Here is a 21,750-nt window from a genome sequence, read left to right as displayed (position 1 = left end):
AAATTTAGTATATAAAATAAAGATGTGGCGTGGTATGAGAATATGAAAATGAAAAATGATTTTATGAATAAAATACTTTTATTATTAACAGGGAATTCAATTGCACAGCTTATTCTATTCGCAAGTTCTCCCATACTGACAAGAATATATACACCAGAAGATTTTGGTGTGTTTGCAACCTATACTTCCCTTTTGGCCATTCTCATGTCATTTTCATCTCTTTGTTTAGAAAAGGCGATTCCTTTAGAAAAAAACCATAAGAATACGGTTCACTTAATGTACATCAGTTTGTTTACGATTGCCGTTGTTTGTATGCTGAATATTATTTTAAGCCTTTTGAATCTATCGTTATTTCAAATATACGGGATTAAGACGACTATAAAAAATGACCTTTTGCTTTCAAGTGGTCTATTTTTTGCAGGGATATACCAAGTGTTGCTTTACTGGTTGGTGAAAGAGGATAAGTTTAAAGGTATAACTCATTCTAAAATACTGCAATCGATTAGCAATGTAATAAGCCAGTTCTCGCTTACGTCCATTAATCATCTTACTCCAGGAATAGGTTTAGCTACGGGAGATATGATTGGAAGAGGAATTACCCTTGTATATATTTGGCGATTTTTCTTAAAGCAGATGCATTGGCCGAAAGTGAACTTTAGAAGAATCCGGTATCTGTTCAAAAAGTATGAGGATTTCGCTAAATACTCCACGTGGTCAACACTATTAAGTTCTTTATCCATGCAAATCATATTTTTGTTATTAATGCGCCTATACGGACCTGAAGTGACAGGTTATTTTTCCATGGCTTCAAAAACGGTAGGTCTGCCCATTACGATGGTGGGAGCGAGTATTTCACCAGTATTCTACACCGAAGCGTTAAAAAGCATTACAAATGATCCTCGAAGAGTTTTGAAATTATATAGAAGCATCCTTGCTAAGTTAGCGATGGCAGGTATACCGTCACTGATACTGCTTGCTTGGATCGCCCCAGGGCTCTTCAGCTTTGTTTTTGGTGAAGAGTGGCGTGTTTCCGGTGAATATGTGACGTTGATGTCATTTATGTTTATAAGTCAAGTGATTGTCATACCGATTTCCCAAATATTGTATTTAATAAAAAAACAACGGACTCAGCTTCTATGGGATGTTTCAAGGCTGTTACTGTCATCTATTGGAGTACTGGTCATTTTCATTTCAGGGGGTTCAGCTGAAACAGCCATTTTATACTATAGCATTTGTATGGGGGCGAGCTACTACTTTTTTGCTCTCCTTGGATATAGAGCGATACATTCCATAGATCGAGAGGATAACCTAAAAAAATGAAGCTGATTCAACTGGGCCTGGTAGGAATATACGTCTGGTTACTGGATATATCCTACGTTTACTTTATTTCCCCTGAATATGCTTATATGGGATATATATATCAACAACATCCAAGTGCAGTCATGATAGGTGTTTCCATGTTTTTCATTATATTGCCAGCCATATTCATAAAAAAGGATTTAGATAAGCCGTCGGAACTCGTTTTCTGGATTTTGTATTTTATTGTCTATATACCGGTAGTATGGGTTCCAAATTATTTATTTGATACGATAAAGCCTGATTTCATATATACGAATGTTCTTTTGTTTTTTTGTTTACTTATCATTGGAAATGTTAATAGATTGCCAGCCATGAAGTTTATACATCCTAATGTTAATCTCGGTCTACTAAAAATCATTTTTGTTATAACATTATTGATTTTTTTTCTTTACATCTTCAAGGTTTCGGGCGGAATTAGTCTAAAGCCTCCTATAAATTCTGAGGATATCTATGATAAGCGAATGACTTTTCGAACAAAACTAACCCCTCTTGCAGGCTATATTATACAGTGGCTTGCAAAAGTATGTAATCCTTTAATCGTGACCATTGGCTTATGCAAAAAAAAATATATCTATGTGGTTATCGGACTAGGGCTGCAATACCTTTTGTACACCGTCAATGGCTTGAAATCCACCCTTTTATCGACTGGATTATTAATCATTGTATTCATTGCTTTTCGGAAGAAGGGAAGGAATTTCTCCATTCTTTTTTGTGTAAGTCTTTGCTCGCTGTTAGGCATCAGCATTTTTCTGGATTTTATCCTTGATCAGACATATTTATCTAATTTGTTTGCAAGAAGGATGATCATCACACCGGGTTTGCTGACAACCTATTATGTAGACTTCTTTTCAAATAATCCAAAAGCCTTGCTATCGTATAGTATTTTTGAAAAATTCATAGACCCTGTTTATGACCAGACTCCGCCCTTCATTATCGGTACAGAGTACTTTGGGCGACCTGAAATGGCAGCCAATGCCAATATGTTCGCCGATGCTTTTGCTAATTTCGGTTATATTGGATTCTTGGTTTATACAGTGATCTTAGCAGCGATATTATGGCTTTATGATAGCCTGACAGAAAATGAAAAGTGGCAAGGTGTTGGCATAATCCTGTTTGTTGTACCTGCATGGTGTTTAGCGGATACTGCGCTTACAACAACGTTTGTGACAGGCGGGATGGTTTTTACTTTCGTTATCATGTATTTATTGTTAGGGTCAGATTTACAAAAGGGAGATAAGAGATGAAGTTATTTTATAATATTAGTTCGGTGCACCCATGGAATGATACCAGGATTTATTTTCGGCAAGCCTTTTCTTTTGGAGAAACAGGAATGTACAAGGTGAAGCATATAGCGATTGAAAATAACCTAATCCCTGATAATATCCCTGTCAATATAGAAGTTGAACTGTTGACTAAGAAATCCAGGAAAGGGCGTATGTTAAATTGGATTGCTCTTTACCTGAAGATTAAGAAAGATAAACCTGATGTGATTCAGTTTCATGATCCGGAGCTGCTGATTTTAATGAACATAATAAGAAGGATTCCCCGTTATCATCCAGTCATTGTTTATGACATGCATGAAAATGTACCAAAGGTCCTTATGAGAAAAAAAATCCCCGAAATTGCATTGAGTATGTATCGTTATTTGGAGAAACAATTGCTAAGGGCATGCAGCGGGGTCGTGTTTGCAGAAATGACGTATAAAGATGACTATCAATTCTTAACTTGTCCAACAACGGATGTTTACAATTACCCGAAAATTCCTGTAATGAAAGAAAATAAAGTAAAAGAAGATGTGTTTACATTTATCTACCTAGGAAGCATATCTGATATACGTGGCGGGGAAACCATGCTGCTTCTTGCAAAAAGATTAGTAGAATTAAAGAAAGTATTTCACATGAAGATCATTGGAACGGGCAGAGAAGTATACATCGAAAAATTGAAAACATTCATCCTTGACAACGGCTTAGAAGATTATATCAGTCTAGAGGGTGTAGTGGCCTTTGATAAAGCATTCCAATCCATCCAGAAAGCACATGCAGGCATGGCGTTTTTAGTTCCTGATCCTAATTTCATGGGTGGTAAAACAACAAAGTGTTTTGAATATATGGCCGCTGGCATTCCATTTATGGTTTCTGATTTTCTTATTCAAGATGTACTGGATAAATGGCGCTGTGGAATGTCGGCTGATGTAGCAAACATGGATGAAATGGTTCAAAAAGCGGTTTATTTACTGGAATCCCCTGAAATGGCAGCGAACATGGGGGAACGAGGAAAAGCTGCATATAGACAAGAATATAATTGGGAGAATGAAGAGGAGAAGCTGCGATCACTGTTCGATAAATTAATATAATGTTCTTAGGAGGCATATCATGGGTTTATTTAAATGGTTCAATAAGTTGGCATTTATTAATACCTGGGGGAGACTGGGCGGCATTCATGGAATAATCGTCATGTTTGTTTACCGGATAGGCAATATAATTTACTATAAAGTGAACATTCCAATCTTAAAACAAGTATTATGGATTATGTACCGCATGGTAGATTTGTTAATCATAAGACTTTTCCTGAATTGCGAGTTTCCTGGGCAATGTCAAATTGGAAAGGATTTACGTCTGCCTCATGGAGCTAAAGGCGTTCTGATCAACCCATATTGCAAAATAGGGGATCATGTTACGATTATGCATCAAGTATCGCTCGGACAAAATAAAGAAAGTAAAAAAGCACCTATCGTTTGTGATCATGCGATTATAGGAAATGGCGCTAAAATACACGGTGGCATTAGAATTGGCACGAATTCGAAAGTGGGGGCAAATGCAGTTGTTTTGACATCCGTTCCCGATAATTGCACGGCAGTTGGAGTACCAAGTGTGATTAAAGGTAAGCAGAAAGAAAACGTTATAAAGTAATTGCACGTAAACAAAATAAAGGAGTGTTCAATTAACATGAATTGAACACTCCTTTTTATTATTCCATGGTGCCCTTCATGAAATGATCAAGCCAGGAAAATCAGTTGGTAAAGGAATAGAACAGCAAACATATACACAAACGGATGCACTTCACGGAATTTGCCTCTTGCCATTTTTAAAATGGGATAGGCGATGAATCCGAGTGCTATCCCGTTGGCGATGCTTGATGTTAACGGCATGGCGACAATGACCAAAAAGGCTGGGAATGATTCATCAAAGTGTGTCCAGTCAATTTCATTAATGCTTTTAATCATCATACTTCCCACGATGATCAAGCTAGGTGCCGTGATTGCCGCTACATTTGAGACAGCTCCTATCAATGGACTGAAGAAGGCTGTTATCAAGAAAAGGATGGCCACTACCAAAGCGGTTAAACCTGTCTTGCCGCCCGCTCCTACACCAGCTGATGATTCAACCGAGGCAGCGGTCGGGCTTGTACCGAACATGGCGCCAACAGTAGTGCCGACGGAATCTGCAAAGAAGGCACTGCCGGATTTTTCAAGCTTATTCTCCTTCAGCAATCCAGCTTGGCGGACAATTCCTAATAAAGCACCGGTCGTATCGAATAGCATTACAAGCAAAATGGAGAATACAACGCCATAAAGCCCGTAGTTAATGACATCGGCGAAAGATGTGATTGGATTGGCGACTATTATTCCTTCAGGTAAGGAGGGGGTGGAAACCAAACCGTTAATTTCCAATTGGCCTGTAAAGAAAGCGATAATGGCGGTCACGATCATTCCGATGAAAATGGCGCCCTGTACATTACGAACGATCAGCACAATCGTTATGACCAGACCAACCAATGTAAGTGCCACACTGGGATCCCTGAAGCTTCCAAGGGTAACCAGGTTGGATTCATGCTGTGTTACGACACCTGACAAACGAAGTCCGATAAAGGTGATGAAAAGTCCGATTCCGGCACTGATTGCATGCTTTAAGTTATTGGGGATGGCCTCGATCAATTTTGAGCGGAAAGAGGTAAGGGATAAAAGGATAAAGATGATACCCGTAACAAAGACTGCAGAAAAGGCAACTGTGTATGAGATATCATGGGTTCCCAGTACCGAGTATGCAAAATAGGCATTCAATCCCATAGCCGGGGCTATGACAATCGGGTAATTGGCTAATAGGGCCATGCATAGGGTACCGACTATTATTGCGATTATGGTTGCTGTGAATGCCTGGTCGAAAGGAACACCGGCATCAGAAAGGATCATTGGGTTTACAACGATGATATAAGCCAGTGTTAAAAAGGTTGTAAGCCCCGCAAGTACTTCCGTCTTAATATTTGAATTCCGTTCTTTTAATTTAAACATGCGGTCACTCCTTTTTTATATACAAAAAATCCTTGTAAAAATCTACAAGGAGGAGATGCTTACCCTTTTTCAAGTAAGTAGCTCGATATATGGATAATAAATCTAATAAATTATATTAGAAAAATAACTAAAGTACAATAGGATGAAAAATTTTAAGGTACAGGTTTTCTCGAAAATAGATAATGATATACTAACAAATAGCTTAGACTAAGGAAAATGACTTAAAGTGAAGGAAGCTGTTACCATTAAAGTGGATTTACCAGTCAATTAAATGAAGAAATTCAGAAAGTAGGCCCATACATGACAGAATTCATCGACCTTGGCGTCAGCCCGGCGATTAACATGATATTAAAGCAAATAGGAATATCCCAGCCAACCCCCATACAGGAGAAATCGATTCCAGATATCCTTGCTGGAAGAGATGTCATCGCGAAGGCGCAGACGGGGACGGGGAAGACTTTGGCGTTTTTGTTGCCAATCCTCGAAAAAGTCGATCCCTCCGCATCCCACATACAATCACTGATCGTCACGCCAACCAGGGAATTGGCTTTGCAAATCACTGCTGAATTGAAAAAATTCGCTAATGAAATCGAAGGACTTCAAGTGCTTGCAGTTTATGGCGGACAGGATGTCGAGCAGCAAATGAAAAAGCTGACAAGAAACATCTCCGTGGTGGTCGCCACGCCAGGCAGGTTATTAGATCATTTACGAAGAGGCACCATCGATCTATCACAAACTCAAACACTCGTGCTTGATGAAGCTGATCAAATGCTTCATATTGGATTTTTACCAGAAGTGGAAGAGATCATGGGACAGCTTCCAGAGGAGCGCCAAACGTTGCTCTTTTCAGCGACGATGCCTGAACAGGTGCATCAATTGGCTAAACGATACATGACTAAACCATTAACTGCCGCTGTGAAGGCTGAGCAAGTAACGGTCGAGAAAATCAGGCAGCTTGTCATTGAGACGACCGATCGTGCCAAACAGTCTTCACTAATTAACATGATCAAAGAAGAACAGCCATACCTTGCGATCATATTTTGTCGTACAAAACGTCGCGTTTCGATTTTGAATGATGCCCTGAAGGCAGCTGGATTCAATTCTGAAGAACTTCACGGTGACCTTTCACAGGCAAAGCGGGAGCGTGTCATGAAAAACTTCAGAGACGCAAAGCTTCAATATTTAGTGGCAACGGACGTTGCTGCCCGGGGGCTCGATGTAGAAGGCGTGACCCATGTGTTTAATTATGATGTTCCCGAGGATGCAGAAAGTTACATCCACCGAATTGGCCGTACAGGCCGGGCGGGTGAGAATGGCTTGGCTGTAACCTTCATAGCAACGAAGGATCTTCAGCTTTTAAGCGATATTGAAAAAGGGATCTCCATGAAAATCGAGAGAAGGACGATTGAAGGAGTGAAAATGTTCCAACCTGATGAGGTGAGGCAAAACAGGAAGCGTTATGAAGACTCTTCTGATGAGGGTACCCGCCGACCGCGTTCGGGAGGAGGAAGGAAACATCGGGAACGGATAGATACGAGAGGACCGAATCGAGGCAGTCACCGTTCTGTAAATCAAGCGGACAATCGTGAAGTCGAGAGGGAGAAACCACGGGGAGGCCGGATGGAAAACAGCCGCGGACCCAAACGTGAGGATTCACGGGGAAGCCGTTCGGAAAACGGTCGTGGATCTATACGTGAGGATTCACGGGGAGGCCGTTCGGAAATCGGCCGCGAACCAAGGCGAGAGAATCGGCGGGGGGCCCGCTCGGAAGATAGCCGTGGACCAAAACGTGAAAATCCACGAGGAGATCAAAGAGATAGCCGTAGATCTACTAGTACACAAGGTCCAAGTAATCGCAGGGGTGGATCTGGCAGCAGCCCCAATAGAGGGAGAAACCGGTAAAAGGGGGAGTCGGGAGTGGAAAAGCCTTGGTTGGCAGAATATCCAGTTTCGTTGGAGCTAGCAGGGAAATTGGTCATGCTGCAGTTTCCGGAAATTGAGTTGAAAGAGATCAAGCAACTTGGGGAGGGTTTCGATAACACGGTCATACAGATCAATGGGCAATTTGTATTCCGTTTCCCCCGCCGCCCTATTGCAGTTACGTTGATTCAGGTGGAAAATCAGCTTTTGCCTTCAATTGCAGGCACTTTTCCGCTTGATATCCCTGAACCGATCTTTTTTGGGAAACCAAGTACTCTATATCCTTATCCTTTTACCGGTTATAAAATGGTAAAGGGACACTTGCCTGTAGAAGGATCGGTTGAAAATAAGGTCGAATCGGCAAAAAGATTTGCCCGTTTTTTGAAAGTTCTTCACAGTTTCCCTGTGGAAAAGGCTAGGCGTTTAGGTGTACAGCTTGATGGGATGATGAGGCTTGATGTTTCCTTTCGCAAGAAATCGCTAATGGAAAATGTCTCAAGTCTATTAAGGCTGGGATACTTGGAACAGGCCAATGCGGTTAAGGAATTTGTTGAAGGGCTAGGCGAATTGGATGTTCAGCATCCGATTTCACTCGTTCACGGAGACATTCATATCCGGAATGTCTTACTTGATGATGAAGGCGTTCTCGCAGGTATCATTGATTGGGGAGATGTGCATATCGGAAACCGAGCCATTGATTTTTCTTTTTTATACAGTTATTTTCCAAAAGAGGTGCGCCGTGATTTTTTTGAAATCTATGGTGAAATCGAAAAGGAAACAGAAAGCTTAGCCAGGTTCAGAGCCATATATATGCTTGTTACATTACTCGTTTATGGCATTGACCGCCATGATGAAGAGCTGATTGTTATTACGAGTACCGGTTTGAAATTTGCTAAGGAAGAATAAGAATAATTGTAATGCTTTTTTGACGTTTAGGAGGTTCATATGAAGGCAAGTTATTATCATTCAATCACATTAATGGGGAACATGCTGGATCAAGCTAATATACCTTACCAATATACAGGTCGATCTGCTCTTTTCGTGCAAGGAGTTGAAATTGATGAGTATAAGAACATCGAAATTGATGTACAATGGGATGTCTTTACTGAGGCTTTAGATCTTTTTTCCAAATACTCCCCAACAAAGCCTGAAAGAAGTCCTGAGACTGCCTCCTTTCTAATGGATGTCGAGGGGGCTTCGGTAACTGTCCGCTGTCGGTTTAACACGACCATTAAAACAGATCCTTACCGGTTATCTATAAAGCTGGGGGATATGGAGATTTGGTGCAGGTCGTTGTACAGTTATTTATACGATGAAGAAATGAGCAGGTACAGTGCCGAGATTCATGCTTATTTATCTGCCGAGCAGCAGGGATTCACAGCGGAAAATGAACAGGCGTGGAACCAGAATAATTATTTAGCGCTTGTCAATCGTTATGGAGATCCCGTGGAATTGGCATCAAAAATCAAGCAAAATCCAAAATGGAGACTGCATCCTTTTTATAAATATATGGGGGATGTAACAAGTAAAAAGATAACTCATTTGATGGGGTCGAACGGTGTTAAAGCAGTTGCCCTGGCCATATTGGGAGCTGAAGTGAAGGTTGTTGATTTTTCCCAGGAAAATGCAACGTTTGCAAATGAGCTGGCCAATGGGGCCAATGTTACCATCGAGTATATCGTTTCAGATGTCCTTTCATTATCAACAGAGCATGAATCAGGGAATCAGGATTTGGTTTTAATGGAGCTCGGTGTGCTTCACTATTTAATAGATCTGCAGCCGTTATTTGAAAAAATTAAAATGATGTTGAAACCTGGAGGCCGATTCGTACTGCATGAATTTCACCCTATTTCAACAAAGCTCATTACTTCCAATGGTAAAAAACATAAGATTTCAGGCAGCTATTTCGCCCCGGCCATCGAAAACAATGAGGTCGCTTTTTCGAAGCATATGCCAGATGAGGAAAAAGGGAGCCTTTCAAGAGTTGTACAGCGTAAATGGACAATCGGGGAACTTATAACGTCGATAGGTCAATCAGGACTTGTCATTAAAGTACTCGAGGAAGAACCAAATCATAAAATCCACGATATTGGACTTCCGAAAACCTATACCTTGGTGGCGGAAAGAGTTTAAGCCGCAGGTTAAGGAAATATGGCTGGCTGAAGGAGCCTTCCACGCTTTTCATTTTAAAATGGGAGCGACAAATAAATAGAAATCAAAAGAACCAGTATAATTATCGATACTGGTTTTCTTCTGCATTTAAATAAGTTTTTGTTCTCTTTTATTTCATTGTGATATCTGCCTTTATGGGATTTAGCCTACATGGTTTCCAAAATTTTAGGATTTCATTAAATGTTGCAATTCTTCAAAAAGCAATTCAGCAGCTTTAGGAGTCAGAATGATTGAACCATCTCCCAGGATAAGATTTTGACTTGATACCTCTCCTGTTAATATACATTCATTTTGCGGTTCATGTTTTTTTAGGATGATATGTTCGTCATCTATAAACAATTCAAGTGGGTTACTTATCTCCAAATTCAGCATCTTTCTTATTTCACTAGGTATGCAAAATCTTCCTAATGGATCTAGTCTCCGTACAATTCCAGTGGGCTTCATATCATGCTCCTTTCTGGCTAGAACCAAGGTTACGAAATATTTCTTCCAGAGATGGTTCATTGACCTCAAGCCGATAGATATCCACTTTTGTATTAGAAAAGGCTCGATTAATGACAGGAATACTTGATTCTTCAGCTACTACTAACGATGTATTTTCTGTTCCCCACTCAATGTCTTTTCCAATTTTCTCGAAAATTTGTTGTAACCCAGCTTTGTGCTCAATAGGAATCTTTCCATGTTTCACCTTAACTGTTAATTGGGATTGATACTTATGTCTTAATTGTTCCATGCTTCCCTGAGCTTGAATAATGCCTTTATCCATTATTGCAATTTCATCACAAAGCTTTTCAACTTCATTTAAGTTATGAGATGTTAAAAATATCGTTTTCCCCTCTGCAGCTACATTTTTAATCAAGGAATGGATATTTAGAACCGCGTTTGCATCTACACCAGAAGTTGGTTCATCGAGAAAGATTAAATCCGGATCATTAATGAGCGCCTGGGCGACACCTAATTTTTTCTTCATCCCGAACGAATACTTCTTGGTTTTCGTTTTAATTGCATCTCCAAGTTCAACACGTTCTAATAACGCAATTAAATCAGCTTTTGAACGTCTCACACCTAATACATTTCCTAAGAACTTTAAATGTTCAATACCGGTTAGATCGTCATAGAAAGTGGAGTAATCAGGAAGGACGCCTATTCTTCGCTTGATTTTATCTTCCGTAATCTCACTTGAGCCGAGAATTTTAAAATCGCCGGAGGTAGGTGTGGTTATGCCCGTTACCATATTAATAAAGGTTGACTTTCCAGCTCCATTTTTCCCTAAGAAGCCGAATATATGACCCTGGGTAACATTTAAATCAACTTGATTGACAACGGTATGATCTCCATACTTTTTGGTTATTTGATTTGTTTCAAAAGCATACATTAGAAATCCCTCTTTCTAAGAATTATTATGCTTGATAAAAGAAAGACCAGTGACAAGATTGGGATGAAATAAACATAAAAGGACTGTTCTTGCCCAACATAAAAGTAAGGGGTCAAGTAACTAAATATCCTCAGGAAGATTATTTCTTTTGAAACCATACCCCAAATCCCCAAAACTGGAAGTGTAATCGATAGAATGATACCTAAAAATATACTTAATCCAGGTTTATTAATTAAGGTTGAGATAAATAGGAACAGGGCAACAAAGTACGTAATAAAAATAACTGATTCAATCAATTCGGCAAAGTAGAATGTTTTTGCAAAAGGAATCAACATGATTAAAGAAAGTAAAATACATACAAACCAGAAGAGTGAAACCCCTAAAAATTTTCCGATAACAATTTTGTCCCTCGACAATTTTGTTACTAAAAAACGCATGGTTCGAGAATGGGTCTCCCGATTTATCACATCATGAGATAAGCTCGTAACAAAAATAGGACCTGCGAGCAACAGGAGAATATAAAGACCGCCCATATAAGCATTATCAAGACCTACATCCTGTAACTCAGAGCTCCATTTACTAAGTAACTTCGCTGACCCTAATGTAACCCCAAGCATAAAAATAATAATAATAATTGAGCGAATACTCTTGAAAAGACTCTTGAATTCTCGTAAACATATCGTTGTCATCGTGACAGCTCCTTTCACCACTTATTATAAGAGCGCAAGATTAACATTTACATAAAGGTACATTAACAGAACCTTAAAATTGTTAATTTTGGATAATTACAACATGTTATTCGTGATATATTTTTAATCAGGGGTGATAAATATGCATGCATCAAGAATATTAATCGTGGATGATGAAATGACGTTGGTTAAGATGGTCAAAGTGTTATTGAAAAAAGAAGGCTTTACAAACGTCGATGCTTCATATGTTGGGAGAGATGCACTCGACTTAATTGAACAAAATGAATATGATTTAATTTTGTTAGATGTCATGCTTCCGGATATGGAAGGGTTTGATATTTGTTCCATCATAAGAAGAAGATCGGATGTTCCGATTTTTTTTCTCACTGCTAGAGGTTCAGATTTTGATAAAGTATCAGGATTTGCATATGGGGCTGATGATTATATAACGAAGCCATTTAACCCATTGGAACTGGTAGCCCGAATTAAAGCTCAATTGAAAAGAAATAAAAAGAATCTTAGTTTTTCACAAGTTAATGATAGATTTGATAATGGCGTCTTATTCATTAACTATAATGAGGCTGTTGTTAAAGTAAATGGGAAAGAAATAAACTTGTCAGCACAGCTTTACCAGCTTCTGACTTTCTTCGCCAAGTCTCCTAATCAGATTTTTTCAAAACAACAACTTTATGATAGGGTGTGGGGGGCAGGCTCTTACGGAGATGAAAATACCGTTATTGTACATATGCGAAAGCTAAGGGAAAAAATCGAACAAGATCCAAGTAATCCAAAGCTATTACTTACAGTTCGCGGCATTGGGTATAAATTTGTGAGCAAATCGGTCAAATGAGTGTTACACAGCATCTGATAATTAAATTTATTGTTCAAATTGTCATGGCTTTAAGTTTTTTGATTTTCTTTTCAGTAATTGGCCTTCTCATTCTAGCATTTTCCATCATTGAACAAGATGCAAAGGAGGATTTTTCTAAAACGCCAGGTGATTTCCTGCAGCAATCCATAAAGCTAAATGACGGAAAAGTAAGCGTAAATGAGAATATCAAGGAAAGCATTCTTAAACAGGATGGATGGCTACAGATCATTGATAAAAAAGGTGAAGTTCAGTTTTCCCTGAATACTCCTCAGGGCCTTCCATCGGCGTATTCAAAACAACAAATAATTGAAATGACATCAAATCAAACGAATAAAAGGACGTTTTGGTCCCTTGATATAGAAAACCAATCATTCATTGCCCTATTTGGTTCGAAGCGATCTTTGGATGAAATCATCAGAGTGGTTAGAGAACAGATGGGGAAATCAGACGCAAAACAGTTGGTGACCGAACAAATCAAAAAAGTGTTATCCAAGGAAAAGGCTAACCTTTACATTTATGATGATCAGAGTGAGTTATTGAGAAAGCATGTAACGAATGAAAATCTAGCAGAACCTTCCTTGTTTCAGATAGTTGATTTTCAAGATAGCTACTGGGAAAAAACAGAGAATATCGCCACTTACTATAATAAGGAGTCAGACACATCTTATGTCGTAATAGCCCCTAATAAAAACTACGAAGAACACATGTTTAGTTCAATTAATATTAATCAAACCGTACTAAGAGGCCTAGTTATTACCCTCATTGTGATGCTGCTTATTCTATTTATGATTTCTTGGTGGTATGCCCAGAAGTTTGGAAAGCCGATTATCCATATCATTCATTGGCTTCAATTGTTAGCCAAAGGTGTCTATGAGGAACCACTGGGAAAACGTAAGGATTTGGCGTACAGTCTGAAAACAAACGGAAATCTTAAATCTTCTTTTAAACCGTTTAAAGAGGTCATAAATTCGTTGAAAAAGCTGACAATTATGCTAAAAGAAAGTGAATTGCAGCAGAAAAAAATACAGCAAACGAGAGAAGAATGGATTTCGGGACTTTCACATGATCTGAAAACTCCTCTAAGTACCATCTACGGATATGCAGTGATGTTGAATTCTTCTGATTATAATTGGACAGAGGATGAAGTTCGTGACTTTTACTTATCGATAGAACAGAACGCTTCTTATATGTCAGATCTCATAGAGGACATCAACTTGACCTACCGCATAAAAAATAATGCGCTTCCGATGTATAGAGAAGAAGTTGATATTAATGACTTTATTAAGGAAGTTGTAAATCAGTTTTTTAAAACGAATGTTGAGAAACATCACTTTTATACCGTCGACGTTGAAGATAATCCCATTTTCTATAAAATTGATAAGAAGTATTTCAAGAGAATTATTGTGAATCTGCTAAGTAATGCAGCAAAATACAATCTTGAAGGAACTTCAATTGGGGTGATCGTAAAACAAGGGAAAGGTTGTTTCAGCATCCATGTTCAGGACAATGGAATAGGCATGGACGAATATACGAAGCAAAATTTATTTAATCGGTATTATCGTGGCACATCTGTAAAAGAAGATACTGATGGAACAGGGTTAGGACTTGCTATAACAAAACAACTCGTAGAATACCATAATGGAATGATCGAAGTCGAAACTGAAGAAAATAAGGGGACAAAGATTACGCTCCTCTTCCCGAATTAGGACACCAGCAAATGTTGCACTACTTAGGATCCAAGAAAGAACTGGCCACCAGTTCAGCCTTTTTTTAAGCAGGATATATATTTTCATGTAAAATGTTCTAAGTTGAAAAGTAGAAGCTTGTAGAGAGAAATGACAATTTTTCTCTACAGGCTATTAGAAAAGAAACGTCATAGAAGGAGTAGTACTTTCAATGGAGAATTTTACTTTGAAAAGCTTTCACAACAATGCCGACTCGTGTATGTACTTCAAGTTTCTTGGAAATATTACTAATATAGTACTCTACCATCCTCTGCGAATAGTTTAATTCTACCGCAATTTGTTTATTGGGCACTTCATTGGCAATTAGCTGAATAATACGACTTTCTACACTATTAAACCCCACTTTTTCATTCTTCACGATAACACTCCTCCATTATTTATAAAACAAATATTATCAGAGTTATTAGTTGATTTGGTAATAAAGGTCCAGATGGGTCATAACTACGTTTAATTTATCCCAATTAACAAATATTTTGCCCTAATTTGCAATATTTGCATAAATTATCCTAAAAATAGATGTAAAATTACTCCTTTTATGGTATTTTTGTAAAGCTAAGGAGGAAGTTTGTCGTGTTATTGTCGATTTTCGGTGGGTTTTTGGAAACGTTAGTCATTATCCTAGTGGGGTATCGACTAATTGGAATTTCTTTAAAAGATAAAATGATCCCGATATGCATCGTAAGTTTTTATGGAAGCATTATTCTGTTAATGGTAAAAGAAACATTGCCTTCGATAACTTACCTTCTAGTAACGATTTTAGCGATTGGGTTTCTGTTGACTTTTGTCACGAACCTGAATAGTTTTGCATCAATTATAGCTGTGTTGCTAGGATGTCTTTTATTGTTAGTCTCAGAGGTTATCGGATTCACGCTCTTTAAGGAATTCCCATATATACATTCTTTGAGTGCTTTACCTTTAGTAAGGGCCATTCCGCACCTTGTGATAATGGTAATATTTTATGTAATCTTGAGAAAAGCAAATTATTATATTCCGATACCAGTCAAGAAAAAACAAAATAAAAACGATACTATTTTATCTGTTTTAGTATTCTTATTTGGCCTTCTTTTTTTGTTTTACATTTTCGTTTTTGAATTCAAACAGTTAAAGTTTTTAAGCATAACATCAGCTATAGTATTAGTTTTAATTACAATTTCATTATTGTATATAATTCGGTATCATATGGTGAAAAAAATTGAGGATCTGGCTGTTTCCTTAGATGGTCAATATGAAGAAGACATTTCTAAACATATCACTACAATGCGTTCGCAGCGACACGACTTTATTCATCACATATTAGCGCTGAAACAAATGCTGAACAGTGGAAAATACCATGACTCAGTAGACTATGTTAACTCAGTGCTAGAAGAAATATCCTATGTAAGCGATATATTACCGATAGCTTCAGAAGCTGTTGGGGGGTTATTACTTTCCTACAAAGAGAAAGGTGCCAAAAAAGGCATCAACATGTACTACTACATTGCAGATGATTTATCTTCCTTTCCTTGTAAGATTTATGAAACAAATAAGATATTCGGAAATTTAATCCTTAATGCAATTGAAGCTGTCGATCAATTAGAAGAGGAAAAGAGATATATCAACATGAAAATCCAAAGAAACGATGTCCATTATATTTTAGAAGTAAGCAACTTTATAGAGGGTGGAACTTTAGAAAATATTGGTAGCATCTTCGATCAAGGCTTTACGACTAAAAAAAATGCATGCAACACTGGACAGGGATTGGCCATTGTTGAAAGTCTTGTCATACAGTACGGAGGACATATATACCCAGAAGTCATAGAAGACATGATTACGTTCATTGTAAAAATACCGCATGGAGGGCAATATGTTTAAGCATTTCTTACCGAACCTTTTGGCAACGAACATCTCAAATCTAGTTGTCTCTGAGAATCCACAACTCGTAAAAAGTAAAGATAAAATTCGCTATGGACTTGAATGGATGATATCGGGGATGAATCAAATCGTTTTGGTCAGTTTACTTGTTTGGCCTTTAGGAATCTTACCTGAAACCATGATGGGCTTGCTTTCAGGGGCTCTCCTTCGAATGTTTTCAGGAGGTGCCCATTTCAAAGGGTATTATTCATGTCTTATTCTTAGCACGTTGCAAATTATTTTTCTGACATTAATTTGCGTACAATATACAGACGTTCTTTCATCCTATAAGATTCTATTTATCTTATTATTACTGATAAGTTTTTTGATTACTGCTCAAAAAGCACCAATATTACATAAAAAAAAGCACCTTTTCACACAAAAAAGTATTTTAAAACAGAAAATGAAGGCTGTGACCACATTTATCCTATGCACGGGATTGAGCGTTTTTCTACCTCAAACCATAATGTATTGTGTGTGGTCTGCTCTAATTTTCCAAGGACTATCCTTAACGGATTTTTGGGGGAAAAGCGTCTTAATTTTAGATGCTTTTATATATAAAATTACCTTAAAGGGGTTACATTGATTATGTTGAAATTTCTAACTTTTGCTATTGGAATGATATCGTTATTTTTTAATTCCATCACCTCGATGAGTAGTTGTTTCTGGTTTTCCTACGAACCAGAGCTACCAGATGAAGAAAACTAGGAGTCATGATGGGATTTATACGTCTTGCTGTTATTGATGATCAGGAACCGATCCTTAACGAGATTAAGGGGTTTGTAACTAAATTCCCAAATGTGAATTTGATATTAAGTACAACTGATGTGAGTGAATTGTTTAATTCTATCGATCAGGGGCTGACCATTGACGTAATATTATTAGATATTAATATGCCTGTGTCCAATGGATTTGACATTGCCCATTATCTGAAAGAGAATCATCCCCAAATCAAGATTATTTTCATGAGTGCCCATCAAGACTTCGCTTTGCAGGGTTACAAATATTACCCAGAAGATTTTTTAACTAAGCCAATTAATATCGTAAGACTAAAGCAGACACTTGATCGCCTTAGTTATACGCATAAAAAGATAAGAAGAATTGGCGTAAAAGCGAATGGGAAAATCTCTTTAATCGATACCGCCAACATTCTCTATATAGAGAAAAAGGGGAGAAAAACATTTATCCACCTAAAAGATGCAGAGACTGTGGAATGCTCGGAAGGCTTAAATAAGTTAGAAGACATTCTTAATCAGTGTAATTTTTATCGAACGCATCAATCCTATTTGGTGTCGATTGACCAAATCGAATACATAGAATCGGACAATTATATGAAATCATATAATGTGAAATTACATCACTGCAATCACAAGATTAACTTAAGCCGGCACAAATTTACGGCATTAAAAAATCTCATCGAACGACATTTTTAATTTTTTATTAAGTGCCAAAGAAGGGATGACCTTTCTTTGGCATTTTACGTTTTTTAAATCATCTTCAATAACATAAGATATATGTACCTAAATAACCAGAACCGCCAAGAACTACAGTAATAGCGAGTGCTGTGTGAGAATTTGAGATGATTGGCCAAGTAACAAGTCAAACTTTTGCCGACACGTTCCACGACAAAGAAGCTCTGCAGAGTTTTACATTATCAAACAAGATAATGGATGTGGATAAACCAAGTAAGTGGTATCAGCTTGTTAAAAGAAGGTGTTAATTTGAAAAAAAACGGTCAAGTAATAATTTGGGTTAGTATTGCGTTAATTCTATTGATCATATGGATAGGAATGAAATAGGTAAAGGGTTCTTATCTAATTTTAGATAAGAACCCTTTACCTATATTTGGCGTCTGTCAACTGTACCGGACCAAAGGGAGGATAAGGAGTTGATAGACTCGTCTCCAAAGGTAACACCCAATTTAACTGCCTGTGTAGCCCCTAGTAAGGGGAATTCTGTGCTCCCTGCCAGGAATTAATAGTGGGATCCCAAAAAAGGAGATAAGTATGGAGGAGCCGTACGATGAACCGCAGGAAGTGATCCCATTTATCCTTTTCTATCCTGTTAAATAACAAATATAAACAAAATAAAAAGCGCTGCTCCGGATGGAGTACGCCTTTTCATGAAGTGGGAATGGAATTAAGCACCTTTATTTATCACTACTTACGGTATCTTTTTTCTTTGTTGATTGTCGAAGCAAGTAACTGATTAAGAAACTAGATCCACCCGTTATGTAAAAGATGATGCCCCATTCTTCTGCCTTTTCAACTCCAAAAAACCGGAGCGTTAAACCAACGAAACTTAATACAAAGATAATTTCGAAAAATACGGTCAGTTTCTTCACTATAAAAACTCCTTTTCTAAGTTTAAAAGCTGATTATGTATAACATGGATTTTATGCTCTTAATTTATAGCGTTAAATAAATGAAAGCCTCTCATCTCCATCCAGGAGAAACTGAATTACTAATCCATGAAAGGAAATTTTACCATAATTTACATGGAAATTCTATGAATGTAAAAGGATCTGCGGAAAGACGAAACCATCTGTGACAAAGGGTCTTCGGGTTTCCGAAACATTGCCTTTTTTACCTTTTTTTTCTTTTTTTCTTTTGTATTATTAAAGCAAGATATCGTAATGACATTAGGAAATTATAAAAAAACCAAAAGGTGGATGATTAAAAATGTTAAGTATCGCTATTAAAATTTATAACGCAATCTCAAAATACGGATCAAAGGCATGGGCCGCAATCAAAGCTGGCGCAGCATCAGTATACAATGCAGCAAAGGCTGCATGGGAAGCTGGATACTGGGCTTTCACTAAATGGTTAGCATCAAATGCAAGTGCACTATATGCAATTTATGATGCATTAAAAGCTGCTGGACTAATAGATTAATTTATTAATTTAACTTAAGCAACAAAACCTAATACTTATCCTAATGTCATTACTTTATCTGTCATTTTCTGGTACGATATAAATACTAAGAGTTAATTGGATGTGATTGCGATTAATAGTATAGAGGTCCATCATCTAAATAAGAGTTTTGGTTCCAAGAAAGTATTAGACAATTTAAATTTAACTATTGAACGTGATTCAGTAGTAGCGATAGTAGGAAGTAACGGAATTGGGAAAAGTGTTTTCTTAAACTGCTTATTGAACTTTATGGATTATGATTCAGGTGAAATTAATATTTTGAATGAAAATCATAATAATCATAACTTCCTGAGAACAGTTACATCGTTCGTTTCGGTAGATAATCAACTGCATTTGGAGAAGGTCACCGGAAGAGAGTTCTTTGAACTTATAATTTCTATATACAACCTTCCAGAAGAATCAGTTGTTGCTAAATATACATCCTATGCAGAGGAATTGAATGTAATAAATCAATTAGATTCCACATTTAGTTCTTTATCTTTCGGAACAAAGAAAAAAATCCAATTGATCGGTAGCATTCTTTATGATCCTAAGGTATTGGTTTGTGACGAAATTTTCGAGGGCTTGGACCATGAGGCTGTTAACTGGGTGAAAGCATATTTCCTAAAACGAAAAGCAAATGGAGAAGCTACTTTATTCACGAGTCATATCATGGACCATACATGGGATATTTCAGACTATATATACCGATTGGAAAATGGAAAGCTTCATAGTCAAAAAAATGAAGAAATGACAGAGAGGGTAGTAGAATGAATTTTCATTCATACAGCAAGCTATACAATATCTATACCGAAGAAAAGAGTCTAAACCAAAAGCAAAAAGCTGTAAAATTAATATTCACAGCTCTTTTTTGGGTTTCTTTGCTCTTTATCCTTTTGTCTTTTTTTGATGTACATACGAGTACGGTAATCCACTATTATATTATTGTGCTCACTGTAATCGAGTTGTTATTGCTTTTCGTGTTTATGGCGTTATATGAAAGCACCACTTATATCATAAGCTTTTCCAAAACCATTCCGATTAAGCCCAACCAACTCTTTTTTTATCATTTGATTAAATCGAACCTAACAGCAGAAATTGTTCTAGAGCTTACAATCGTGATTTCTTTTCTTTTATTTTACGGGGCACCAACGTTAAATATCCTATTGCTATTATTCTTTGTTTTCTCATTGAAGTTTCTTCGGACATATTCTGAGTTTTTCATCCTTTGGTTTAAGAAGTATCAGGTTCGATTCCCGTATTTTCCAGCCATTACCCTTCTCATCGTTTTAATCTTATATATTAATTCAAGTAAGCTTTCGCCTTTATTATCCAAATTGGATTTCACGATAACAACCATTTTGCTTATTCTCTGCATGTTTTTAGTCATAACGTTTATCACTTATCCAATCATTGTTGGTGGATTAATAAAAGAAAAAGGTGCCAATCTAGATTCTCAGAAATTCAATCACGTCACGAACCGGATATCTACAAGGATAGTGAATATCCTCATACGGAATAAAGTTATAAATGGTCTAATAAAGTACAATTTCTTCAGGCTACTGAGAGATGTTAACTATATTAGTAAACTCATTACGATAAATATTACGGTTATCGTTTTTAATATACTTAGTATGTATTTGCCTTTTATGAAAATGGAAGATATACATACTAACTTTTTCGTGGATACCATTTATATTGCTTTCTTCGTCAATTTCCTAAATTTAACCAATATCAAAATTGAATACAAATTACATCAAAAGCTTAGACTTGATTTATTACCCGTTTCATTAAAAACGGAACGAATTGCTGTAGACATTACGAACAGTTTTTTTCTATTTGTAACGTTCACCATTCTTCTTCTATTAAAAGTATTCGTAGAGGGTCTTCCCTTATTATTGATACTTGATGGTTATAAGGCATTCTACTGTTTTCTTATGTTAAGCTTAATTTTAGATTGCTTTTATAAGTATGAAATTCAAAAGAAGATAAAAGCCTTGATGATCGTTTCGTATATGGTTATTGGCATCTTTATTGAATCGTTATTTATTATTAAAACAATCTTTATAATTCAATTGTCTATAGCCGTTACATTGACACTGATCCTTTACCTCCTAAGGTATAGAGGAAAACCCAAAAAACAAAAGGTGAGTAACTACCAATATAACCGTACATAGAACATCTTTCTGATTATCTAATAGCACAGTTTTTCACAGTTTCATTCAAAATGAAAACGGTCCAGTGAAATAACAGAGGGAAAAATCAATATATAGAAAAAAATGTAGAATTGACTTTCAGACTGTAGACAAATTCGAAAAAAGCGAGTTTGCCTGCAGTTTTTTTCTTTAATAAACGTTCCAGTTGTTTTCAGACTCCGCTCCCTTCCGCGACTGTCTGCCAAGTCACCTCGTCGAAGCTCTTTGGTGTCTCGTCTAGCCAGTTATTCGGCAGGAGTGTCGCAAATTTCCTCAATCCAATGGGGATTACAGATAAAACAGTAAATGACCATCTTTTTAAATCATGGTTCGG

21 protein-coding genes are annotated in these 21,750 nt (G+C 37.2%); 15 read left to right on the top strand and 6 right to left on the bottom strand.

The features are described 5' to 3' along the window. The first annotated feature begins 48 nt into the window (after positions 1-48). From QUF78_RS27185 to QUF78_RS27170, 4 genes are all read left to right on the top strand, one after another. Complete coding sequence (locus tag QUF78_RS27185; RefSeq protein ID WP_289327131.1) at positions 49-1,320, top strand: oligosaccharide flippase family protein; 1,272 nt, start codon at positions 49-51, stop codon at positions 1,318-1,320. Beyond that, entirely contained in the window at positions 1,317-2,603 is a 1,287-nt protein-coding gene (locus QUF78_RS27180) for a hypothetical protein (RefSeq protein ID WP_289327130.1), read from the top strand. Before QUF78_RS27185 ends, QUF78_RS27180 begins: the two co-directional genes overlap by 4 nt. Positions 2,604-2,689: 86 nt before the next feature. After that, a complete protein-coding gene (locus QUF78_RS27175; RefSeq protein WP_289327129.1) occupies positions 2,690-3,712 on the top strand; it encodes a glycosyltransferase in 1,023 nt (340 codons plus the stop codon). 19 nt (positions 3,713-3,731) lie between these two features. Then, a complete protein-coding gene (locus QUF78_RS27170; RefSeq protein WP_289327128.1) occupies positions 3,732-4,268 on the top strand; it encodes a serine O-acetyltransferase in 537 nt (178 codons plus the stop codon). Positions 4,269-4,354: 86 nt separating this feature from the next. On the opposite strand, the gene QUF78_RS27165 is transcribed toward QUF78_RS27170, so the two are convergent. Beyond that, a complete protein-coding gene (locus QUF78_RS27165; RefSeq protein ID WP_289327127.1) occupies positions 4,355-5,647 on the bottom strand; it encodes an NCS2 family permease in 1,293 nt (430 codons plus the stop codon). 300 nt (positions 5,648-5,947) lie between these two features. Between QUF78_RS27165 and QUF78_RS27160 the strand changes: the two genes are divergently transcribed. Genes QUF78_RS27160 through QUF78_RS27150 form a run of 3 tightly spaced genes read left to right on the top strand, consistent with a single transcriptional unit; the run spans position 5,948 to position 9,700 of the window. Further along, entirely contained in the window at positions 5,948-7,549 is a 1,602-nt protein-coding gene (locus QUF78_RS27160; RefSeq protein WP_289327126.1) for a DEAD/DEAH box helicase, read from the top strand. Positions 7,550-7,564: 15 nt separating this feature from the next. Continuing rightward, complete coding sequence (locus QUF78_RS27155) at positions 7,565-8,473, top strand: phosphotransferase (RefSeq protein ID WP_289327125.1); 909 nt, start codon at positions 7,565-7,567, stop codon at positions 8,471-8,473. A 39-nt stretch (positions 8,474-8,512) separates the two neighbouring features. Continuing rightward, the gene (locus QUF78_RS27150) at positions 8,513-9,700 is read left to right on the top strand and encodes a class I SAM-dependent methyltransferase (RefSeq protein ID WP_289327124.1); all 1,188 of its coding nucleotides are present in this window, start codon (positions 8,513-8,515) and stop codon (positions 9,698-9,700) included. Positions 9,701-9,904: 204 nt separating this feature from the next. On the opposite strand, the gene QUF78_RS27145 is transcribed toward QUF78_RS27150, so the two are convergent. From QUF78_RS27145 to QUF78_RS27135, 3 genes are read right to left on the bottom strand one after another with little or no spacing between them, the layout of a single operon-like run. Next, a complete protein-coding gene (locus tag QUF78_RS27145) occupies positions 9,905-10,183 on the bottom strand; it encodes an AbrB/MazE/SpoVT family DNA-binding domain-containing protein (protein ID WP_289327123.1) in 279 nt (92 codons plus the stop codon). Position 10,184: 1 nt separating this feature from the next. Continuing rightward, entirely contained in the window at positions 10,185-11,114 is a 930-nt protein-coding gene (locus QUF78_RS27140; RefSeq protein WP_289327122.1) for an ABC transporter ATP-binding protein, read from the bottom strand. Then, positions 11,114-11,803 (bottom strand): ABC transporter permease, encoded by a 690-nt coding sequence (locus tag QUF78_RS27135; protein WP_289314228.1) that lies wholly within the window; start codon positions 11,801-11,803, stop codon positions 11,114-11,116. The genes QUF78_RS27140 and QUF78_RS27135 overlap by 1 nt, the downstream gene beginning before the upstream one ends. Before the next feature lie 142 nt (positions 11,804-11,945). On the opposite strand from QUF78_RS27135, the gene QUF78_RS27130 reads away from it, so the two are divergent. Both QUF78_RS27130 and QUF78_RS27125 read left to right on the top strand, forming a co-directional pair. Beyond that, entirely contained in the window at positions 11,946-12,653 is a 708-nt protein-coding gene (locus QUF78_RS27130) for a response regulator transcription factor (protein WP_289327121.1), read from the top strand. Continuing rightward, positions 12,650-14,380, top strand: coding sequence for a sensor histidine kinase (locus QUF78_RS27125; RefSeq protein ID WP_289327120.1), 1,731 nt, complete (start codon positions 12,650-12,652; stop codon positions 14,378-14,380). Before QUF78_RS27130 ends, QUF78_RS27125 begins: the two co-directional genes overlap by 4 nt. 187 nt (positions 14,381-14,567) lie before the next feature. Here QUF78_RS27125 and QUF78_RS27120 read toward each other — a convergent pair whose 3' ends face one another. Further along, positions 14,568-14,777, bottom strand: coding sequence for a response regulator transcription factor (locus QUF78_RS27120; protein ID WP_289314231.1), 210 nt, complete (start codon positions 14,775-14,777; stop codon positions 14,568-14,570). Positions 14,778-14,989: 212 nt separating this feature from the next. Between QUF78_RS27120 and QUF78_RS27115 the strand changes: the two genes are divergently transcribed. The 3 genes from QUF78_RS27115 (at position 14,990) to QUF78_RS27105 (ending at position 17,742) form a co-directional block, all read left to right on the top strand. Continuing rightward, entirely contained in the window at positions 14,990-16,270 is a 1,281-nt protein-coding gene (locus QUF78_RS27115; protein ID WP_289327119.1) for a sensor histidine kinase, read from the top strand. 19 nt (positions 16,271-16,289) lie between these two features. After that, a complete protein-coding gene (locus QUF78_RS27110) occupies positions 16,290-16,895 on the top strand; it encodes an accessory gene regulator B family protein (protein WP_289327118.1) in 606 nt (201 codons plus the stop codon). 130 nt (positions 16,896-17,025) lie between these two features. After that, positions 17,026-17,742: a LytR/AlgR family response regulator transcription factor gene (locus QUF78_RS27105; protein ID WP_289327117.1), complete on the top strand. Its 717-nt coding sequence runs from the start codon at positions 17,026-17,028 to the stop codon at positions 17,740-17,742. 716 nt (positions 17,743-18,458) lie between these two features. Here QUF78_RS27105 and QUF78_RS27100 read toward each other — a convergent pair. Then, positions 18,459-18,653: a hypothetical protein gene (locus tag QUF78_RS27100; protein WP_289314235.1), complete on the bottom strand. Its 195-nt coding sequence runs from the start codon at positions 18,651-18,653 to the stop codon at positions 18,459-18,461. Positions 18,654-18,990: 337 nt separating this feature from the next. On the opposite strand from QUF78_RS27100, the gene QUF78_RS27095 reads away from it, so the two are divergent. The 3 genes from QUF78_RS27095 (at position 18,991) to QUF78_RS27085 (ending at position 21,398) form a co-directional block, all read left to right on the top strand. Next, positions 18,991-19,203, top strand: coding sequence for a hypothetical protein (locus QUF78_RS27095; RefSeq protein ID WP_289327116.1), 213 nt, complete (start codon positions 18,991-18,993; stop codon positions 19,201-19,203). Between the two features lie 102 nt (positions 19,204-19,305). Further along, positions 19,306-19,995, top strand: coding sequence for an ATP-binding cassette domain-containing protein (locus QUF78_RS27090; protein ID WP_289327414.1), 690 nt, complete (start codon positions 19,306-19,308; stop codon positions 19,993-19,995). After that, positions 19,992-21,398, top strand: a complete 1,407-nt coding sequence (locus tag QUF78_RS27085; RefSeq protein WP_289327115.1) for a hypothetical protein — start codon at positions 19,992-19,994, stop codon at positions 21,396-21,398. The genes QUF78_RS27090 and QUF78_RS27085 overlap by 4 nt, the downstream gene beginning before the upstream one ends. The last annotated feature ends 352 nt before the right edge of the window (positions 21,399-21,750 follow it).

Origin of the sequence: Peribacillus sp. ACCC06369, assembly GCF_030348945.1 — a bacterium.
Taxonomy (GTDB): domain Bacteria; phylum Bacillota; class Bacilli; order Bacillales; family DSM-1321; genus Peribacillus.
Note: the sequence above shows the minus strand (reverse complement) of the source record. Positions and strands in the feature narration are given on the sequence as shown.